The sequence below is a fragment of the Nevskia soli genome (assembly GCF_903970205.1).
Classification (GTDB): domain Bacteria; phylum Acidobacteriota; class Terriglobia; order Bryobacterales; family Bryobacteraceae; genus Bog-113.
The window spans coordinates 1-15,859 of record NZ_CAJCHS010000279.1 but is presented as its reverse complement, the minus strand read 5'-3'; the positions used below and the strand labels follow the sequence as shown (position 1 = coordinate 15,859).

The following is a 15,859-nucleotide window of genomic DNA, read 5'->3' as shown; positions in this document are numbered from 1 at the left end:
CACCGAAAGGACCATTCAAAAGGACTTCGACATCGCGGAATACACCGACCCGGAGCATAATCCGATGATCCCGCATACATTCGTGCTCAAGCCGGGCCGCGTGATTCACAGCATCTACAACGGCTACTGGTTCTGGGGACGCCCGTCGGCCATTGACCTTTGGCACGATTTACGTGTGGTGACAAGCGAGATCCGCCCGGACTGGGATTTGAGCACTCCGGGATTGCGTGAGGCGTGGAATGCGGGCGACCTGTCGCGCTTCCATGGATGGAACAAGCAGACCAGCGATTCTCGAAAGGATGAGTCGTAAGTTGACATCTTCTTCGATACGAAAGTATGGCCGATACCATCGTCCAATTGCGCGACCACGCGTGTTGTGGCGGAATGAATCAATCAAGATGGCCGGCTGCGAGTTGGCTTCGACTTACTGATTCCAGGAGAATCCCATGACGACGATGGTCGCACCGACAACCACCGCGCAGATTCGTGTGACCCGTCGGTCGGCCGCCTATTGGCGTGTCACGATCGACAATCCGCCGATCAACGTCATGGGGCCGGAAATGGTCAAGCAATTCCAAGAGGTTATGCACGAGCTCGAGGCCGATGAAGACGTCAGGGTCGTAGTCTTCGACAGCGCGGTCGACGGCTACTTCCTGAATCACTCCGATTTTCTGGCAAAGCTTGAGGACCTGACCTCAATGCCGGAGGGTCCCACAGGCTTGCCGCCCTGGCCGGACTTTCTCGCGCGTCTGACCCGTTTGCCGGTCGCTTCCATCGCCCTCATCCGTGGGCGGGCGACGGGCAATGGCAGCGAGATTACGCTGGCCTGCGACATGAGTTTTGCAAGCCGCGAGAAGGCCATCATCTCGCAATGGGAAGTGGGTGTGGGGATGGTCGCCGGCGGCGGCCCCATGGCTCGGCTACCCCAACTCATCGGCCGAAACCGCGCCCTGGAAGTACTCTTGAGCTCGGAAGACATCGGCGGCGATCAAGCCGAGGCCTACGGCTACGTGAATCGCGCCCTGCCCGACGCCGATCTGGACGCGTTCGTCGAGACGCTCGCGACCCGGATCGCCAAATTCGACAAGTGGGCGATCGCCAACACCAAGCGCCTCGTCAACACCAGCCTGCCGCCGGACGTCGAGCTCGGCGCCGGGTGGGATGCCTGCATTGCTTCGCTCGGGCGATCCGCCGCCCAGGATGGGATCAAAGCGCTGATGGCGCGCGGCTTCCACCAGCCGGGGGATGTTGAAAATCGGCTCGGATACTACCTGGGCCAAATCGCGCGCTAGGATGGAATGCGTTCGAAGCTGCTTGGCAGATAAGTCGAATGTCTGTAGTAATCTCTAACTCATATTCTGCGCAAGTTATCGAAAGGAGCTATCAATGAACCCCGTACAAGTCGAACAGAACAGCTACGAGATGCCCCCGCGGGAAGGGTTCACCGTCGCCTACTTTCTCACCGTCGCCGACATCGAACGATCGGCCCGCTACTATGAAACGGTCTTCGGCGGCCGCATTCTGAGCAGAGGCGACAGCAGCGGCGCGCCCGGGTACATTCAGATCGCGAATATGTGGCTCCTCGTCAACGTCGGGGGCGGGCCGACCCCCGACAAGCCGTCGGTAACGCTCAGCGTCCCCGACCCGGATAAGATCAATAGCTTTATGAATATCCGCGTTGCGGATATCCAAGCGTGCTATAAGTTATGGAAAAGTCGGGGAGCCGAGTTCATCACCGAACCGATTCCCAAGTACGGCGAGATTCGCTGCTACATCCGCGATCCTGACGGTTATATTATCGAGGTCGGACAAAGCACCGATCTCACGTACGGTTAACGCTTGCGTGGATGCGATGCCGACTCTGCGCCTCGTTGGTCATGATGGCAGCGTTCCGAGGAGTTAGCGTGCTGGCGAAGCCCCCAAGCGTATTGGCACGCGGCCTCGTCCAGCCTCCGGTCCCTCTCACGGAAGCGAATCGATTCATTCCTTTACTGAGTTCGGATGAAAAGGGAATCTAGCAGGGTGGACCGGTGTATGTTTGGGGGTTCGAGGGAGCCGCGACCGTGAGGGTGTCGGTTTTGACACCCCTGATTGCGGAAAGGCAAGCTACCGCGGAGTCGGACCGCGCCATAGTTCCAGTGAACCTGTCAGTCTTACCTTGAATAGTCACTTGTTGTGCCGGTCAGAAGAAACCTGGCGCGCCCGACTCTCCCTCCACGATCCGGGACACCAAGCGTTACCTGGAGGACTTCGATCGGGGCCGAAACCGCGACATCCGACCTGGAGCTGTTCGATCGGATGACTTAAGCCACACCCGCTGCTGCGAATGTTTCCTCGCGCGTGAGGGGGATTGTCCTGGTTGGAAAGGAGCCGGAAATCGCAGGAACTTAAATTCTGTAAGATATCGGCTAGGTTCCATGGTTCCTCCTGCAGGCAAGTTAACGGATAACGGCCTTATCGGACTTGCAAAACGATACCCAAGTATCGCGCGAGACTTGGCCGGATTGTTTTGCCTTTCCTCGTCAGGCTTAATAGGGAGCAGGTAGCACAGTATTGAGAGGGGTCGTCAATGAGCAGCGAACAAATCGAACCGAAGAGCTATGAGATGCCCCCGCGCGACGGGTTCACAGTGACATGTTTTATCACCGTGGCCGACATCGACCGATCGGCCGATTTCTATGAAAGAGTTTTCGGGGGCCGCATTCTGAGCAGAGGCGACAGCAAGGGTGCGTCTGGGCACATTCAGCTTGCGAATACGTGGCTCATTGTCAACGTCGGGGGCGGGCCCACCCCAGACAAGCCAACAGTAGCGCTAAGCGTCCCCGACCCGGATAAGATCAGCAGCTTTATGAACATCCGCGTTGCGGATATTCAAGCGTGCTATAAGTTATGGAAAAGTCGAGGAGCCGAGTTCATCACGGAGCCGATTGCGAGGGACGGCGAGATTCTCTGCTACATACGCGATCCTGACGGTTACATTATCGAGGTCGGACAGAGCACCGATCTCACGTACGGTTAACGCTCGGCGCGGAGGGGGATTGGTTGATGAATTCAACGCGAGCAATAGCGACGGGATCTGGACGATGCTTCACCATCATTGACGGCTGCAGGAAACGCGCCAGGCGGAAGTAAAAAGAGTAGGCCCTTTCGCGCCTGAAACTGTAGTCCCTTGAGCTGTTCCCGCGCCCGAATGAATCCCGCTACGTTCCGATCTAGTGTCGCGAGAGTTTTACCTGGCAGGATGACATCATTGCGATCGACTTTAGCCAGCCGATGCACTTTGACCATACTCCCGCCGCCCATCGGATCGATGTGCCCCTCCAGAGAGATGACACGTCCCCGGTACGTCCGCGCTTTGCTCACCAGCAATTCGAGATCGCGAAACAGATCCTGGGACACCTTAGCTCCAGCTTCGCCGGCGGCCACTCCAATTGATCCTTCTCGCGCGACAGCCAAAGCCCGTTCTTCAGGCACCGCACCGGGACCGCTTCGCCGATGTCGATCTCGTCGTGTTGGATCGGTCCCGAATTGATGGGGAAATGTTGAACTTCTCCCAGCACTTGTGCGAGCGACGGGGCTTCGTGCGGGTTCTGCCAGAGGATTCCGAGCAGCGTCGTGCCCGGACGGTTGCGCAACATCTCATCAAGCGCCGATTGGATATCGACTCGAGCGGTTATCGGAAATTGGCGGCTCGCAGTAGCGATGTTACCGGCCGGAACGCCGAAGTGTTTCAGCAGTGTGGAGCCGGGACTCCGGGAACCCGTGATTTCCAAAAGAGAAAGCGAACCCCACTGAGGCTCCATTTTAGTTCCTTGAAGGCAACGGACCGGCCTCTCTTGTTTCCGTGTTTGGATTGGAGGCGCGGGTCGGAATCGAACCGACGAATAAAGGTTTTGCAGACCTTGGCCTTACCACTTGGCTACCGCGCCTGAGGAGGGTTTATACCCAATCAGGATACCGCAATCGTTTGAATATCACAGCGCATACGATAAACTGACGCGCAAACGTGGGAACGGCCATTCGAGCTACGGCGCACACGACCCGATTCACCCGCGCGCAAGGCATGCTGCTCGCATTGCTCGTCGTTTCCGTCTGCATCAATTATGTCGATCGCGGCACGCTTTCGGTCGCCCAAGGCTACGTCACTCGCGAGCTGCACATCGGGACCACGCAGCTCGGATCCATCTTCGCGGCCTTCTTCTGGACCTACGCCGCCTTCCAGCTCCTGGCCGGTTATGCGGTCGATCGCTGGCGCGTCAAGTGGGTGTACGCGGTAGGGTATCTTGTGTGGTCGTTCGCCATGCTGGCGACCGGCCTGGTTACCAGCGCGGCCTCCCTCGTGGCGGTCCGGTTGCTGCTTGGGGCCGGAGAATCGGTGGCGTATCCCGCATACTCCCGAATGCTCGCGGGCGACTTTCGCGAAGAACAGCGCGGCCGCGCCAACGCCCTGATCGACGCCGGGTCGAAGCTCGGTCCGGCCCTGGGAGTGCTCATTGGCGGCCTCGCCATGGAACGCTTCGGGTGGCGCGCGTTTTTCGTGGCAACGGGCGCGCTGAGCCTTCTATGGTTGATTCCCTGGGCCGCCAGCGACTCGCGCGCCATTGGATCCAGCGAACGGACCGCCGCGTCAGGCTCCCCAACGTGCCCGACATTCCGCGAGATCCTGCGCGAGCGGTCCGCCTGGGGAACGTTCATTGGCCTAATCTGCAGCAATTACGCCTGGTACTTCATGGTGTTCTGGCTGCCGCCCTACTTCGAGAACGAACGTCATCTCTCGCATCACGATCTGGCCGTCCTGGGGTCCGGACCGTATTGGGGCGTAGCCGCCGTGTCGCTGTTGGGCGGCTGGTTTTCAGATCGCCTGATCGCCCGCGGACTCTCTGCAAACAAGGTGCGTAAGACCGCCGTGGCATCCGGACTCCTGCTCGCGACGTTGATGCTGCCGGCCATGCTGGTCAGGAACAACGGCGTTTCCATCGCGTTCCTGACGATTGCCTGCGCGAGCTTCGGGCTGTTCACCTCAAACTGCTGGGCGATCTCTCAGACGTTGGCCGGCCCTCACGCCGCGGGTAAGTGGACCGGTATTCAAAACGCGCTCGGAAACCTGCCCGGAATGCTCGGCCTGTGGTTCACCGGGTGGGTGATCGAGTTCACCGGCCACTATCGTGCGGCCTTTGTAATCGCCTGCTGTTTTTTGGTCATTGGAGCATTTAGCTTTCTGGTGGTTGTCCGCCGGGTCGAGCCCATAGCCTGGTCTGGCATATAAGCCAAAGCTGTGATACGATTCCGAATCGAAGTCCTATGTCTCGCGCGAAGCTGTTGATTGCGCTCTTTCTACCGCTGGTACTCGCTCCGGATAGCCGCGCGCAAGGCTTCGGGCAGGGCCTCTTGAAGGGCAAGCGCGCGGTTACGCTTCATCGCAAGCTACCGGCGACCGTCGCGTTGAAAGGCGGAACCCTGGGCATCACCGTTTCCGCTACCGACAAGCAGAATACCTTTGCCGTCGACAAGCTCAAGGAAACTCTGGAAGCGGAGCTACTCAAGAACAATAACCAATTTAAGATCGATGCTTCGCATCCCGAGACGACCATTCAGTGTAAGATCACCAGCCTTCTGATTCCCCCCGCCAAAATCGTCACGCGCAACGTGCCGGCTCCGGTGAAGGTCAACGGCAAGATGCAAACCCAAATGACGCCGCGTCAGTTTCAGGAGATCACCGGGTCGGTCAACGTCGCCTATGAGGTGAAAGACGCTCACGGCAAGGTGCTGGATGCCGATAACATCACGGCGAAGTACGCGCAAGAGTTCAACGCTGCGGGGAAACAAACCGGGTCCGGCTTCGATGTTCATAAACTGAACCCGTTCAAAGGAAAGTCGGGAGAGGAAAAAGCCGAGGAAGCGGTACCGACCGCGCCGGAAATCCAGCAGACTCTTCTCAAGAAAGTAGTCGATCAAATCACGGCGCGCCTGACCACGACTGACGAGAACGTCGAAGTCAAGCTGGCGCGAGGCAAGCTGGATCAGTACAACGATTTCGCGGATAAGGGTCTTTGGAATCGCATGCTGGAGCCGTTGGAAACGATGAAACCGCTCGACTCCAAGGAAGACGATGCTTATCGCCTGTATAACATAGGCGTCGGTTACGAGGCGCTGGCTTATCAGGCGGAGAATAACCAGGCTGCCAAGAAGTATCTGGACGAGGCTGCCATTAATTACGGAAAAGCCGTAGATGCCGATCCGCACGAGAAAGAATTCCTGGATGCGCAGAATCGGATAACGACAGCTCAGGCTCACTATGCGCGCCTGGGTAACACCGCATCCGCAGTCACGGCTAAGAACGAACCTTCGAAATCCGCGGCGCCGGCCGCCTCAAACAATACCTCGAAGGCAAGCTCCGATTCAAGCAATACTGAAGCGTTAACCAATGAGCAAGTGATTGAGTTCGCCAAACAGGGCCTGGATGAAGAAAACCTGGTGGAAATCATCAAGGGAGCTCCGAAGGTTGCTTTCGATATGAGTACCAACGGGCAGTTGGAACTGGTCAAGGCCGGTATCAAAGGCAAGGTACTCATGGCGATGCGGAACCGCGCGCATCCGGTCCGGCGGACGCCTGCCGCGAAACCGCCGGCAGCCACCGCATCCTCGGCCCCGAATACGCCCGCGCCGCCGAAGTAGCCGCGCAAACCCGCACCGTGTTTAGGCTTGCCGGATCGTGTAACCCATAATAGGGGATCGATGCCGATCCGCGCACGCCATCACTTGCGAAGAATGCGCGGCGGGGCGCAGGCGCACTTGATCGAGTGCGATGACGGTTACGCTTACGTGGTCAAGTTTGCGAATAACCCCCAACACCGGCGCATTCTTCCGAATGAGCTGTTGGCGTCGGAGCTACTGAAGTTTCTGCAGATATCCGCCCCGGAAACAATGGTCGTCGCAATCGACGAAGACTTCATCCGCAATTCGCCGGAAGCGCGCATGCAACTCGGAACGAAGACGATCGCGCCCGAACCCGGCTGGCATTTCGGGTCTCGATTTCCAGGCGATCCCGACCGCGTCGCTACTTACGATTTCTTGCCCGATCAGTTAGTCGGGAAGCTGCATAACCTCCGCGATTTTCTTGGCGCTTTAGTCTTCGATAAGTGGACCGGTAACTCGGATGGACGCCAGGCCATCTTCTTTCGCGCGCAGATCAGTCAGTGGCTTCCACTCGCTGAGGAGAACCCGCGGCGCATGGGCTTTGTAGCGATGATGATCGACCATGGCTACATTCTGAACGGCCCCCACTGGGAGTTGATCAACTCCCATGTCCAGGGTCTTTACAGCCGTAGGATGGTCTACAATTCCGTGCGGTCGCTGGACGATTTCCAACCCTGGCTCGACCGCGTGGTCCACTTTCCGGAGCATGTTATCGACGAGGCGCTGCGGCATATTCCGTCCGATTGGCTGCGCGGCGATGAAGACGCCTTCGACCGCGTTCTAGATGCTCTTTATAAGCGCCGGAAGCGTGTGTCGGACCTCATCGCAGACGCGCGGCTGGCGAAGGTGAATCCATTCGCGAATTGGCCTGCATGATTTCGTCCGCGATGGTTTCCGCCGTATAGGGCGCCAATAGAATTCCGTTTCGATAATGCCCGTAGGCCAGCCATACGTTGGAACCTTCGACCCGCTGCATCACCGGACCGGAGTCAGATGCCGGTCGTAGTCCGTTCCAGGCGACATAGTTCGATCCGGCCAGCGCAGGGATCAGATCGCCCGCCCGTCTGGCTATGTTAGCCGCCACGCACCCGTCGAGTGTCCGCTCAAACCCGGCCTCTTCCGTTGAAGAGCCCGCCACGATGATGTTGCCGGCGCGGCGTAGCAGATAGGTGTGGTCGTGGCGGACGATCGAGTCGCACAGTCCAGCGTATTCGTCGAAAGCCACTAAGTGACCGCGTACCGGCTTCGTCTCCGGTATCAGGACCGGAGAATCGATTGCGCTGCTCCAGGCGCCCGCGGCAATAACCGTGGCATCGTAAGGATCGTTCGCCGCAATCTGCCGGACCGGGTTATACTCGCGAAACTTTACCCCCGCCCGCTGCGCTGCCGTCTTCAAGGCATAAAGTAACTCTCGTGGATTCACGACAGCGTCGTATGGATAGTACTGTGCCGCGCAAGCGCCCGTGCGGATACCTGGAACGCGCGACGCAGGGAATTGCTCAGAGTAGATACCCGCCGTATCCTGACTCGCGGCTCGCGCTTGAATACGAAGTGCTTCCGCCTCCGAATACGCAAGCTCAAAAGCGCCGCACACACGAAAATCGATCGACGTCCCGGAAGCTTCTTCCAGTTGTCCAACGAAGTCGGGATATTGCTTCAGGCTCCGAATTGCGGCCTCGGACCAGAATGAATGCTCCTCGAACTCGCCGCCGGGGGCTAGCATTCCAGCGGCAGCCCAACTCGCTCCCGATCCCACACAGGCCGCATCGAAGACCGTTACGCTTGCTCCGCGCGACTGCAAACGCCACGCTATGGATAGGCCGATCACTCCGCCGCCGATGATACGAGTCTCCGGGCTCCTACTCATTTATCTAGATTGTAACGGGGCAGCCAAACTACTACATTGAGACTATGTTCTCGATGAATGAATATCGGGTAACTAATTGAAAACACGCCGTATAGCTTCCATCGAAACTTCTAATTGGATTTTCAGAGGCGGCACTGCTAACTTGGAGTCACGGCAAAGGTTTTTGCCAAACCGCCTTCCTCGAGACTGACCAGTCACGAAGGCCCCGGCAAAGTAACGCTGGAGCATCGACAACTTACAACTAATCAGGAGAAACAGTATGAACAACTTAAGGAAAACGTGTGTCTTGGCAATTTCGCTGGGAATTGCAAGTCTAGGTACGGTGCGGGCGCAGGATCTGGCAGCTAAGGTTAATGTTCCGTTTCCGTTTCGTGCCGGTGCGGCGACGCTCCCGGCGGGAGAGTACGCGGTGATGCGCGAAAATGGCGCGGGGCTGGTGCTCATTCAAGGGCGTCGCGGCAGTGCTATGTTGATCGCGGAGCCGGAGCTTACGGGCGGCGGCGCGTCCGCTATCCCGGGGCTCACCTTCGAGCACAGTCCGAAGGGTAACGTGCTGACCGAGATTCACTCGAACAGCGGATCGCTGCGGTTAGTACAGATCGCCCGGTAACAACTAACCGATAGACCTAAAAGTGTGCGGACCGCTTACCGGCGGTCCGCATCCTCAGTTTCCGGGGACATAGTTACAGTTCATTCCGAGCCGCGACAGTGAACCAGGAAGTTCTCACCTATGCGCGTCAGGCGCGAACGAATCAAGCAGCATCTCAAAGTCATGAGCGGCTGCTCCGACCAATCCGGAACGCCCGGCAAACTTAATGAATAATTCGCCCCCGGGCGCTTCAACGATCGCTCCAAGTAATCGGTAACCTGGCGCAGGCTTGACCGGCGTTGCCGCCATTGGGCCGCCCATTCCCGTATAGGTTCCTGAAGTATCAATAGTCGTCATGCGAAGCCCGTGTATCGTGCGTGTCTGCACCTTCGCTACCGCTTCCTTGCCGTCGCTCCCCAGCATCTGACTCTTCCAGCGGGTCAGGTTCGCTTCGACAGTTCCGCCCTGATTCGCACCGAAGAAGTACACGACGCATTGGCTGTGTTCCGGCGAGTCGCGCGGGCCGGGAATGTCATAAGTTGCCGCCCGCATCGGCCGCGGCGGTTCACTTACCCAGCCCGAAGGCGCCTTCCATTGGACCCCGGCTGCCGATTCACCCTGGAGAACCCCGGCGGTCATTAGCAACATGAAAGCAGCAACGGTACGCACCTCTAAAGTCTATAACGACTAATTGGTGGTATTGCCCTCGGCTAGCTTATCCAGACGGGCGAACTCCGCGCGGGCGCGGGCGGCATCGGCGGCGCGATTTGCCCGAGCGTAAGCGCGACCGAGCGCGAAGTAGACCTTGGCTACAGTAGGCTCCCCGCGCTGCGCCGTCTCTAACTCGGCGATCGCACGATCGGGGTTGTTGCCGAGGTTCAGAATTACTAAGCCAAGCAGGTAATGCGCTTCCGGCAGGCGAGGCGCGAGCTTTACCGCTTCTTCGGCGAAATGGAGCGCCTCGGCGGGATTCGACTGCGCTTCGATGCCCGCTATTCCCAATCGCGCCAGCAGATGGTGCGGCGTGTTTACCAGTTCTTTCTTGAACGCCGCCAGGGCTTCCTCTTCGTAGTGATTGTCCAAAAGAAACTTCCCGTAGGCGAACTGTACACCCGGAACTCTTGCGTAAGTCTCCGCGAGCTTCTGGTAGCTAGCTCGGGCCTCGACCGATTTACTGCGCCGCGAAGCCAGGACTTCTGCCTCGCCGAAAGCCCGGATCAGCTTCGGATCGCCGCCCGGCGGGCGAATGCGAAGAACGGCCCGGCCGAGCGCATCCGTAAGTTCATCCGATTCGACCCCCTCACGGGCGAGTGCATCCAGCGCCTCCTGCGCATAGTCGAAGCCTCCGCGATCCTCGCCGCGATCCAGCCATAGAGTCCCCAGGGTATAGAGCATCACACGGCGCAGCTGCGGGTCGTCTGGAATCCCCAGTTTCCGGGCGGTTCTCAGATGGTCCAATGCCTCGGCGCTCTTCCCCAGCTTGGCCTCCGATAGGCCAAGCATCGCGAGTGTTTGCCCGGATTTCAGATCTAATGCCGCAGCTCGTTGGAAGGCGGCCGCGGCGCCGACATAGTCATCGCGGTCGTAAAGCAGCGTTCCGAGATGAAACCAACCTTCAGTCCACCGGGGGTTCTCCGCAACCCCCTTTCGATATAGCGCGAGCGCTTCGTCCAGACGATCGTTTTCGAGAGCGGAAGCCGCGTCCCGAGCGATGTCCTGGGCGGCGAGCCCACTTACCCAAAGTAAGAGCAGCGCCGCCCATTTGCCGATCAAGTGACACGACCCTCGAGTTAGAAGCTAAACCTCGCTTGTAACTCGACAACACGGCCGCCATACGCCCCCGGCGACTCACCGAACTGCGGGTTACTGGTCACACCGTCGTTACTGATCACCGTGTACCCGCCCGAAGGAACCGTAAGGTTCGTCTGATTGAAGATGTTGTAAGCGCTGGCTTGCAAGTTCAGCTTGGCGTTCTCCCCGAGGAACCCCCAGTGCGGTAAAGCAAACGCCTTCGCCAAAGTCATATCCGTCGAGAAGTAGTTCGGGCCCCGGAACATGTTGCGCGAAACTCCCACGGGCGGAGGGGGAATCCCGTTGGTCGGCCACGTGGGTACCGTAAAGTAAGCCAGCGCGCCTTTGGGGAAATTCCCATTCGGTGTTTCAAAAGTAGAGTTGCTGTAACTACTGCCGGCCCCGCCTGTGTAACTGCCGGGATAGAGACAGCCGAATCCGCTGTTGGGATACACCACGCCGTTGCCCGTGTTGCAGTATTCCGGAGTCCAGGGGAATCCGCTGTGAGCATTGAAGATCCCGCTCACGGTCCAGCCGCCGAACACCGACTTCATAAACGAGTTGCCGCCGGTAAAGATACTGGGATTCCAGATGCCCCATAACTTGCCATTGTGCCTTACGTCGAAGTCGGACGGTCCTTTGGAGTAGTTTAGGTTCCACGGATACATGCTCACGTAGTAATCCTGCGAGCCCTCGTCCTGGCTGCTCGCATACCGATACTGCGCATCGATCTCGAACGATCTTGAGAACCGGTGCTTCACTTCGGCAAGCATCGCGTTGTAACTGGAGTTCGCGTCATTCGAATACCAGTCAAGCGACTGCACCTGCGGATTCGATGAAGGGTAGAGCGTGTAATTCAGGAAGTTCTGAATCCCGTAATGCCGGCTCTGGCTGCCCTGGAACCCCAGCGAAGCTACCCAGTTATGACCCAGATCGTAGTCGGCATCCGCCGAGTATCGAATGGTCATGGTGGGATCCAAAGTCTGAGGGAAGCCCGTCAGACTCAAAGCGGCGCCGGTGGTCGGGAGCCCCGCCGAATTGAACTGCTGAACGGTCGCCGGGTTCGATGGGTATCCGTTCAAGTCGGTCAGGCTAGAAGCCGTTGCGTAAAGAATATTGGAACCGTAAAGCGTGAACGAAGTCAGGAACGGCGGGTTGAATCGGCCGTTCGAAGTAATTGCTAACTGTTCGAGGTTGTAGCCGATTCCGCCGCCTGCACGAACCACTAACTTGTTGTGGAATGCGGAGGGACTCCAGGCAAACCCAAGCTGCGGACCGAAGTCCCGCTTGGTCGTATTAAACAATTTTCCCTTTTGAATATACAAGCCGGCGAGAGGATCGGGCTGCGATCCGAGAACCACGTTGCTGATATTCCCGTCGGTTTCCGATAAAGGCGAAAAGTACTCCCATCGGAGGCCCATGTTGATCGTCAGGTTCGGCTTTACTTTCCAATCGTCCTGCACAAACAACGCGGTGATATTGAAGCGGATGTTCTTAGTCGCCGCCGTCGGTACGCCTGTTACCGGATTGAAATCGCCGCTCTCATTGAGAGGCGCATCGTTGGCGAAATCCCAGATGTTGTAGAAGTTGTAACTCGGCCGGGCCGCCCAGGGAGCCGTATCCAGGAATTGCGCCCTGGAATAATCAGCCCCAAACTTCATGTAATGGCTGCCTTGCACTTTGGTCAGCGTGTCCCTGGCGTTGTAGGTCTTCTGATTGAAGACGCTCGGACCTGGGGGGCCGAATTGCGAAACACCGATACTGCCTTCGCCGTTGATATAGGCGTTCGGCAGCCCGAAAGGTTCCTGCGAATTGCTTGTGATTTCATTCCAGAACCATCCGCTCACACCGAAGCGGGCTTCGTTGAGGACAGTAGGCGAAAAGGTATGGGTATAGATACCCGATTGTGCTTCCGCTGTGGAGAAGTGATTCCAGGCATTCGCCGCCTCCGCCGGGCCGTTATAGGAGAACGTATGCACGGGAACCCAGTAGATGCTGTACGTGATGTGGTCCTTACTGCTCGCGTCGAAGTCCAGACGGCCGTTATACTGCGCGTCGACGGTGGTGTTCGGAGTGTTGGTCTCCACAAACTCAACGTCGGGAATGCCATCCAGACCGCCGCCGACTCCATAGGGAGTGCCGGTCTGGCCATAAGTCGGATCCGAAGTACCCAACGGCGTCTTCAGCGGGGAACCAATATCGAGTCCGCCGGGCTCGTTCTGGCACTGCGTTGCGGGCAGACCGACCTGCGCGCAAGTCATATTGATGACTGTGCCGACAGGAGACGTTCCCGGGTAAGAAAGGAACTTACTCGCGATACTTCCCGGCGCGGCGGCGCTCTGCTGGAACTGAGGAGTCTGGAACCAACCCGTTGCCTGCGAAAGACCGCCGTTGCGTAACGTCTCGTAGGAGAAGAACGCGAAGAGCTTGTTCTTCTTTATCGGTCCCCCGACGCTGCCGCCGAATTGGTTGAATCTAGCTTCATCCTTTTCCACCGGACTCGGGGTTCCCGGACCGTTGTACTGCTGATAGGCATCCAGACCGGGCCGGTGCCATTTGAAAAACGCGCTGCCGTGGACTTGGTTGGTGCCGTTCTGCGAAACCACTTCGACCTGAGCGCCGCTCGTGCGCCCGTTTTCAGCATCGTAGTTATTCGCGATGACGCGTACTTCCTTGACCGACTCCTCGTTCGGCGTGATCACCGCTGAGCCGCCCCATACCGTGCTATTCACCGATAACCCGTCGATCTGGAAATTATTCGAGTTTTGACGCGTGCCATTGGCGATGATGCCCGGTCCGTTTTCCACCATGAAAATACTGTCCGTGGAGCCCGGACTCGGCTTGTTGGTGCCGGGCAGCGACGTACCGCCGCCGCCCGCGCCGATCGAGTTATCTCCGAAAACACCCGGCGCGAGCTGTAGTAACTGGTACGGATCGCGGCTGAACGAAGGAAGTTCCTGCACTTCCCTCGTCGTAATCGTGCCCCCTACCATCGCGGTTTCCGTGTCCAGAGCCTCGGCCTCAGGCGCGGCCACCGTGACGGACTGCGTCGTCGAGCCAACATCCAGCGCCACGCGGATCGACTGAGCCTGTTCGGCCTCAATCTGAACGTCGCTCAGAGTCTTCCGCGAGAATCCGGTCTTTTCGACTGCAACCGAGTAACGCCCCGGCGCAAGATTTGTAAAGGCGAACACGCCTTCACCCGTGGTTGTCGCCGTGCGTGTTTCGTTCGTTTCCTGACTCGTTAACGTAACGGTCGCCTCCGGCACGAGCCCCCCGTTGGTGTCCACCACGGTGCCCTGTAGCGCAGCGCGGAACTGCGCGAATGCGGACGTGCTCAGCAGCACGAGTAACAATCCGCACGAAAATAACCTGCTTAAAGAATAAGCTCTTCTGGAATTCATCAACGTGGATCTCCCCCAAACGGTCTCTTGCACTAGCCTAACCCAAAAACCCTAATGCAAATGACGCTATTTCTTTTTAGAGCAGATGTCAAGCGCCTGCTGGAATGGAGGGGGATGGGTCACTCCGTCCCCATGCCAGCCGCAACAGGAATGGGGCTGGTGCTAGGCAGCCCTCTCCCCCAAGTCTGTTGACGATAAAAAATCGTGTTCCTCTAGATCCTCAGCGCGCTGACGTAGCCGATCTCTCCCGGCCTCACGGTTTCCGCAGCATCGAGAAGTCGATCGAAGATCGGCATCCACGAAGTGATCACGTTGCTCTTTACGCGGACTATTACGAATCCGAGTCAAAATCGTGGCAGGTCGTTCTCGAACGCAATCTTTCGGTCGATTGTCACAAACACGTCGAAAGCACGTTCGGCGTCGCCAAGGAACTCTTTATCCTTACGTCCATTCCATCCGACCTCGGCCATAAGTCCGGGTGGCATGATTCGGAAATGCAGCTCGCACGCCTGCATGTACGCACTCGTCTAACATGTACGCAATCGTCTAACAGGATACGCACGCGAGGAGATGATCCTTCGCGAGGTCGATGAACTGAACCACCCGGTCGCGTTCGGCCGACAGAAATCCCTTGAGAAAGTCGTCTATCCTGAAATTCTAATCAGTACCTGTACCGAACCCGCGTGCCCTTGAAGCACGGTTCGCCGCTCAGCCGTCCCGGGTCCACCCAAATGATTTTGTTCAGCGTAGCCTGCTGTTCCGCTGTCATTTGCTCATCATAAGCGCCTCAACCGGCGGGAGGAGGAGCGGCACGCTTTGCGACCGTCACGGTTCCCGGTCCGAAAACTTGGTGAAATTCGCGATGGAACTCGTGCCGGCACCTGATCGCTGGCCGAAATGCTCGAGGTAGCGTAGCCTCTATCCAACCTAACCCGTGGTAAACTGTTCGTTGCTGCGAAATTAGGCAGCCCTCTCCTGCGCGTCCGTAGGGTCCCGGCTGAACAATCAAGCGCACTCTGATACCGTAGTTGCTGCGCGGGTGCAATCCGTCCGCGCGGTTTTGCACGTCGATTTGCGGTTTGACCGGCGTTGACGCAAAATGGAGTTGGCAGGCCGCAGGTGGTTGAGGACAGGTGGGTGAGTGGTTAAAACCAACAGACTGTAAATCTGTCGCCCCTTGCGGGCTACGAAGGTTCGAATCCTTCCCTGTCCACCAGGTTTTGCAGTCCGAAGCGGGCCGTTGTAGCTCAGATGGTAGAGCGCGTCCTTGGTAAGGACGAGGTCACCGGTTCAATCCCGGTCAACGGCTCCAGAATTTCAGCCTCACTTAATTAAGCTCAAGACAGACCAATACCCAGACGGATAAACGACGATGGCGAAAGAAAAATTTGACCGCAGCAAGCCGCACATCAACATCGGGACGATCGGCCACATCGATCACGGCAAGACGACCCTGACCGCGGCCATCACCAAGACTCTCTCGAAGCACAATCCCAAGAACAAGTTCCGGAG

The 15,859-nt window shown here is 57.9% G+C and carries 15 protein-coding genes, 3 tRNA genes and 1 pseudogene; 11 read left to right on the top strand and 8 right to left on the bottom strand.

The window, feature by feature from the left end; translation table 11 throughout:
- The 4 genes and pseudogenes from H1Y01_RS12560 to H1Y01_RS12545 all read left to right on the top strand — a co-directional run.
- Positions 1-310 (top strand): annotated as a pseudogene (locus tag H1Y01_RS12560) (AhpC/TSA family protein); the annotation flags it as partial.
- 136 nt (positions 311-446) lie between these two features.
- Positions 447-1,292: an enoyl-CoA hydratase/isomerase family protein gene (locus tag H1Y01_RS12555; protein WP_180540859.1), complete on the top strand. Its 846-nt coding sequence runs from the start codon at positions 447-449 to the stop codon at positions 1,290-1,292.
- A 94-nt stretch (positions 1,293-1,386) separates the two neighbouring features.
- Positions 1,387-1,836 carry a VOC family protein gene (locus H1Y01_RS12550; RefSeq protein WP_180540858.1) on the top strand — a complete coding sequence of 150 codons (450 nt, stop codon included), beginning with the start codon at positions 1,387-1,389 and terminating at the stop codon, positions 1,834-1,836.
- Between the two features lie 733 nt (positions 1,837-2,569).
- A complete protein-coding gene (locus tag H1Y01_RS12545; protein ID WP_180540857.1) occupies positions 2,570-3,019 on the top strand; it encodes a VOC family protein in 450 nt (149 codons plus the stop codon).
- A 340-nt stretch (positions 3,020-3,359) separates the two neighbouring features.
- Here H1Y01_RS12545 and H1Y01_RS12540 read toward each other — a convergent pair whose 3' ends face one another.
- The gene (locus H1Y01_RS12540) at positions 3,360-3,803 is read right to left on the bottom strand and encodes a hypothetical protein (protein WP_180540856.1); all 444 of its coding nucleotides are present in this window, start codon (positions 3,801-3,803) and stop codon (positions 3,360-3,362) included.
- Positions 3,804-3,854: 51 nt separating this feature from the next.
- Positions 3,855-3,929 (bottom strand) — tRNA-Cys (locus H1Y01_RS12535).
- Between the two features lie 77 nt (positions 3,930-4,006).
- Here H1Y01_RS12535 and H1Y01_RS12530 point away from each other — a divergent pair.
- From H1Y01_RS12530 to H1Y01_RS12520, 3 genes are read left to right on the top strand one after another with little or no spacing between them, the layout of a single operon-like run.
- Positions 4,007-5,266 carry an MFS transporter gene (locus tag H1Y01_RS12530; protein WP_219341504.1) on the top strand — a complete coding sequence of 420 codons (1,260 nt, stop codon included), beginning with the start codon at positions 4,007-4,009 and terminating at the stop codon, positions 5,264-5,266.
- 35 nt (positions 5,267-5,301) lie between these two features.
- Entirely contained in the window at positions 5,302-6,675 is a 1,374-nt protein-coding gene (locus tag H1Y01_RS12525; RefSeq protein ID WP_180540855.1) for a hypothetical protein, read from the top strand.
- Positions 6,676-6,735: 60 nt separating this feature from the next.
- A complete protein-coding gene (locus tag H1Y01_RS12520) occupies positions 6,736-7,572 on the top strand; it encodes a HipA family kinase (protein WP_180540854.1) in 837 nt (278 codons plus the stop codon).
- Here H1Y01_RS12520 and H1Y01_RS12515 read toward each other — a convergent pair.
- Positions 7,517-8,563 carry an NAD(P)/FAD-dependent oxidoreductase gene (locus H1Y01_RS12515; protein ID WP_180540853.1) on the bottom strand — a complete coding sequence of 349 codons (1,047 nt, stop codon included), beginning with the start codon at positions 8,561-8,563 and terminating at the stop codon, positions 7,517-7,519. The genes H1Y01_RS12520 and H1Y01_RS12515 overlap by 56 nt on opposite strands.
- Positions 8,564-8,849: 286 nt before the next feature.
- On the opposite strand from H1Y01_RS12515, the gene H1Y01_RS12510 reads away from it, so the two are divergent.
- The gene (locus H1Y01_RS12510; RefSeq protein WP_180540852.1) at positions 8,850-9,173 is read left to right on the top strand and encodes a hypothetical protein; all 324 of its coding nucleotides are present in this window, start codon (positions 8,850-8,852) and stop codon (positions 9,171-9,173) included.
- A 114-nt stretch (positions 9,174-9,287) separates the two neighbouring features.
- On the opposite strand, the gene H1Y01_RS12505 is transcribed toward H1Y01_RS12510, so the two are convergent.
- The 5 genes from H1Y01_RS12505 to H1Y01_RS20070 form a co-directional block, all read right to left on the bottom strand.
- On the bottom strand, positions 9,288-9,821 hold the full coding sequence (locus H1Y01_RS12505) for a hypothetical protein (protein WP_180540851.1): 534 nt from the start codon (positions 9,819-9,821) through the stop codon (positions 9,288-9,290).
- A gap of 18 nt (positions 9,822-9,839) precedes the next feature.
- The gene (locus H1Y01_RS12500) at positions 9,840-10,925 is read right to left on the bottom strand and encodes a tetratricopeptide repeat protein (RefSeq protein ID WP_180540850.1); all 1,086 of its coding nucleotides are present in this window, start codon (positions 10,923-10,925) and stop codon (positions 9,840-9,842) included.
- A gap of 17 nt (positions 10,926-10,942) precedes the next feature.
- Positions 10,943-14,290: a TonB-dependent receptor gene (locus H1Y01_RS12495; protein WP_180540849.1), complete on the bottom strand. Its 3,348-nt coding sequence runs from the start codon at positions 14,288-14,290 to the stop codon at positions 10,943-10,945.
- A 401-nt stretch (positions 14,291-14,691) separates the two neighbouring features.
- Complete coding sequence (locus tag H1Y01_RS12490; protein ID WP_180540848.1) at positions 14,692-14,832, bottom strand: hypothetical protein; 141 nt, start codon at positions 14,830-14,832, stop codon at positions 14,692-14,694.
- A 176-nt stretch (positions 14,833-15,008) separates the two neighbouring features.
- Entirely contained in the window at positions 15,009-15,116 is a 108-nt protein-coding gene (locus H1Y01_RS20070) for a DUF433 domain-containing protein (RefSeq protein WP_180540847.1), read from the bottom strand.
- Between the two features lie 358 nt (positions 15,117-15,474).
- Between H1Y01_RS20070 and H1Y01_RS12480 the strand changes: the two genes are divergently transcribed.
- The 3 genes from H1Y01_RS12480 to H1Y01_RS12470 form a co-directional block, all read left to right on the top strand.
- Positions 15,475-15,563: transfer RNA gene (locus tag H1Y01_RS12480), tRNA-Tyr, on the top strand.
- 20 nt (positions 15,564-15,583) lie between these two features.
- Positions 15,584-15,659 (top strand) — tRNA-Thr (locus H1Y01_RS12475).
- Between the two features lie 60 nt (positions 15,660-15,719).
- On the top strand, positions 15,720-15,859 hold a 140-nt coding region (locus H1Y01_RS12470; RefSeq protein WP_257644445.1), incomplete at its 3' end, for a GTP-binding protein.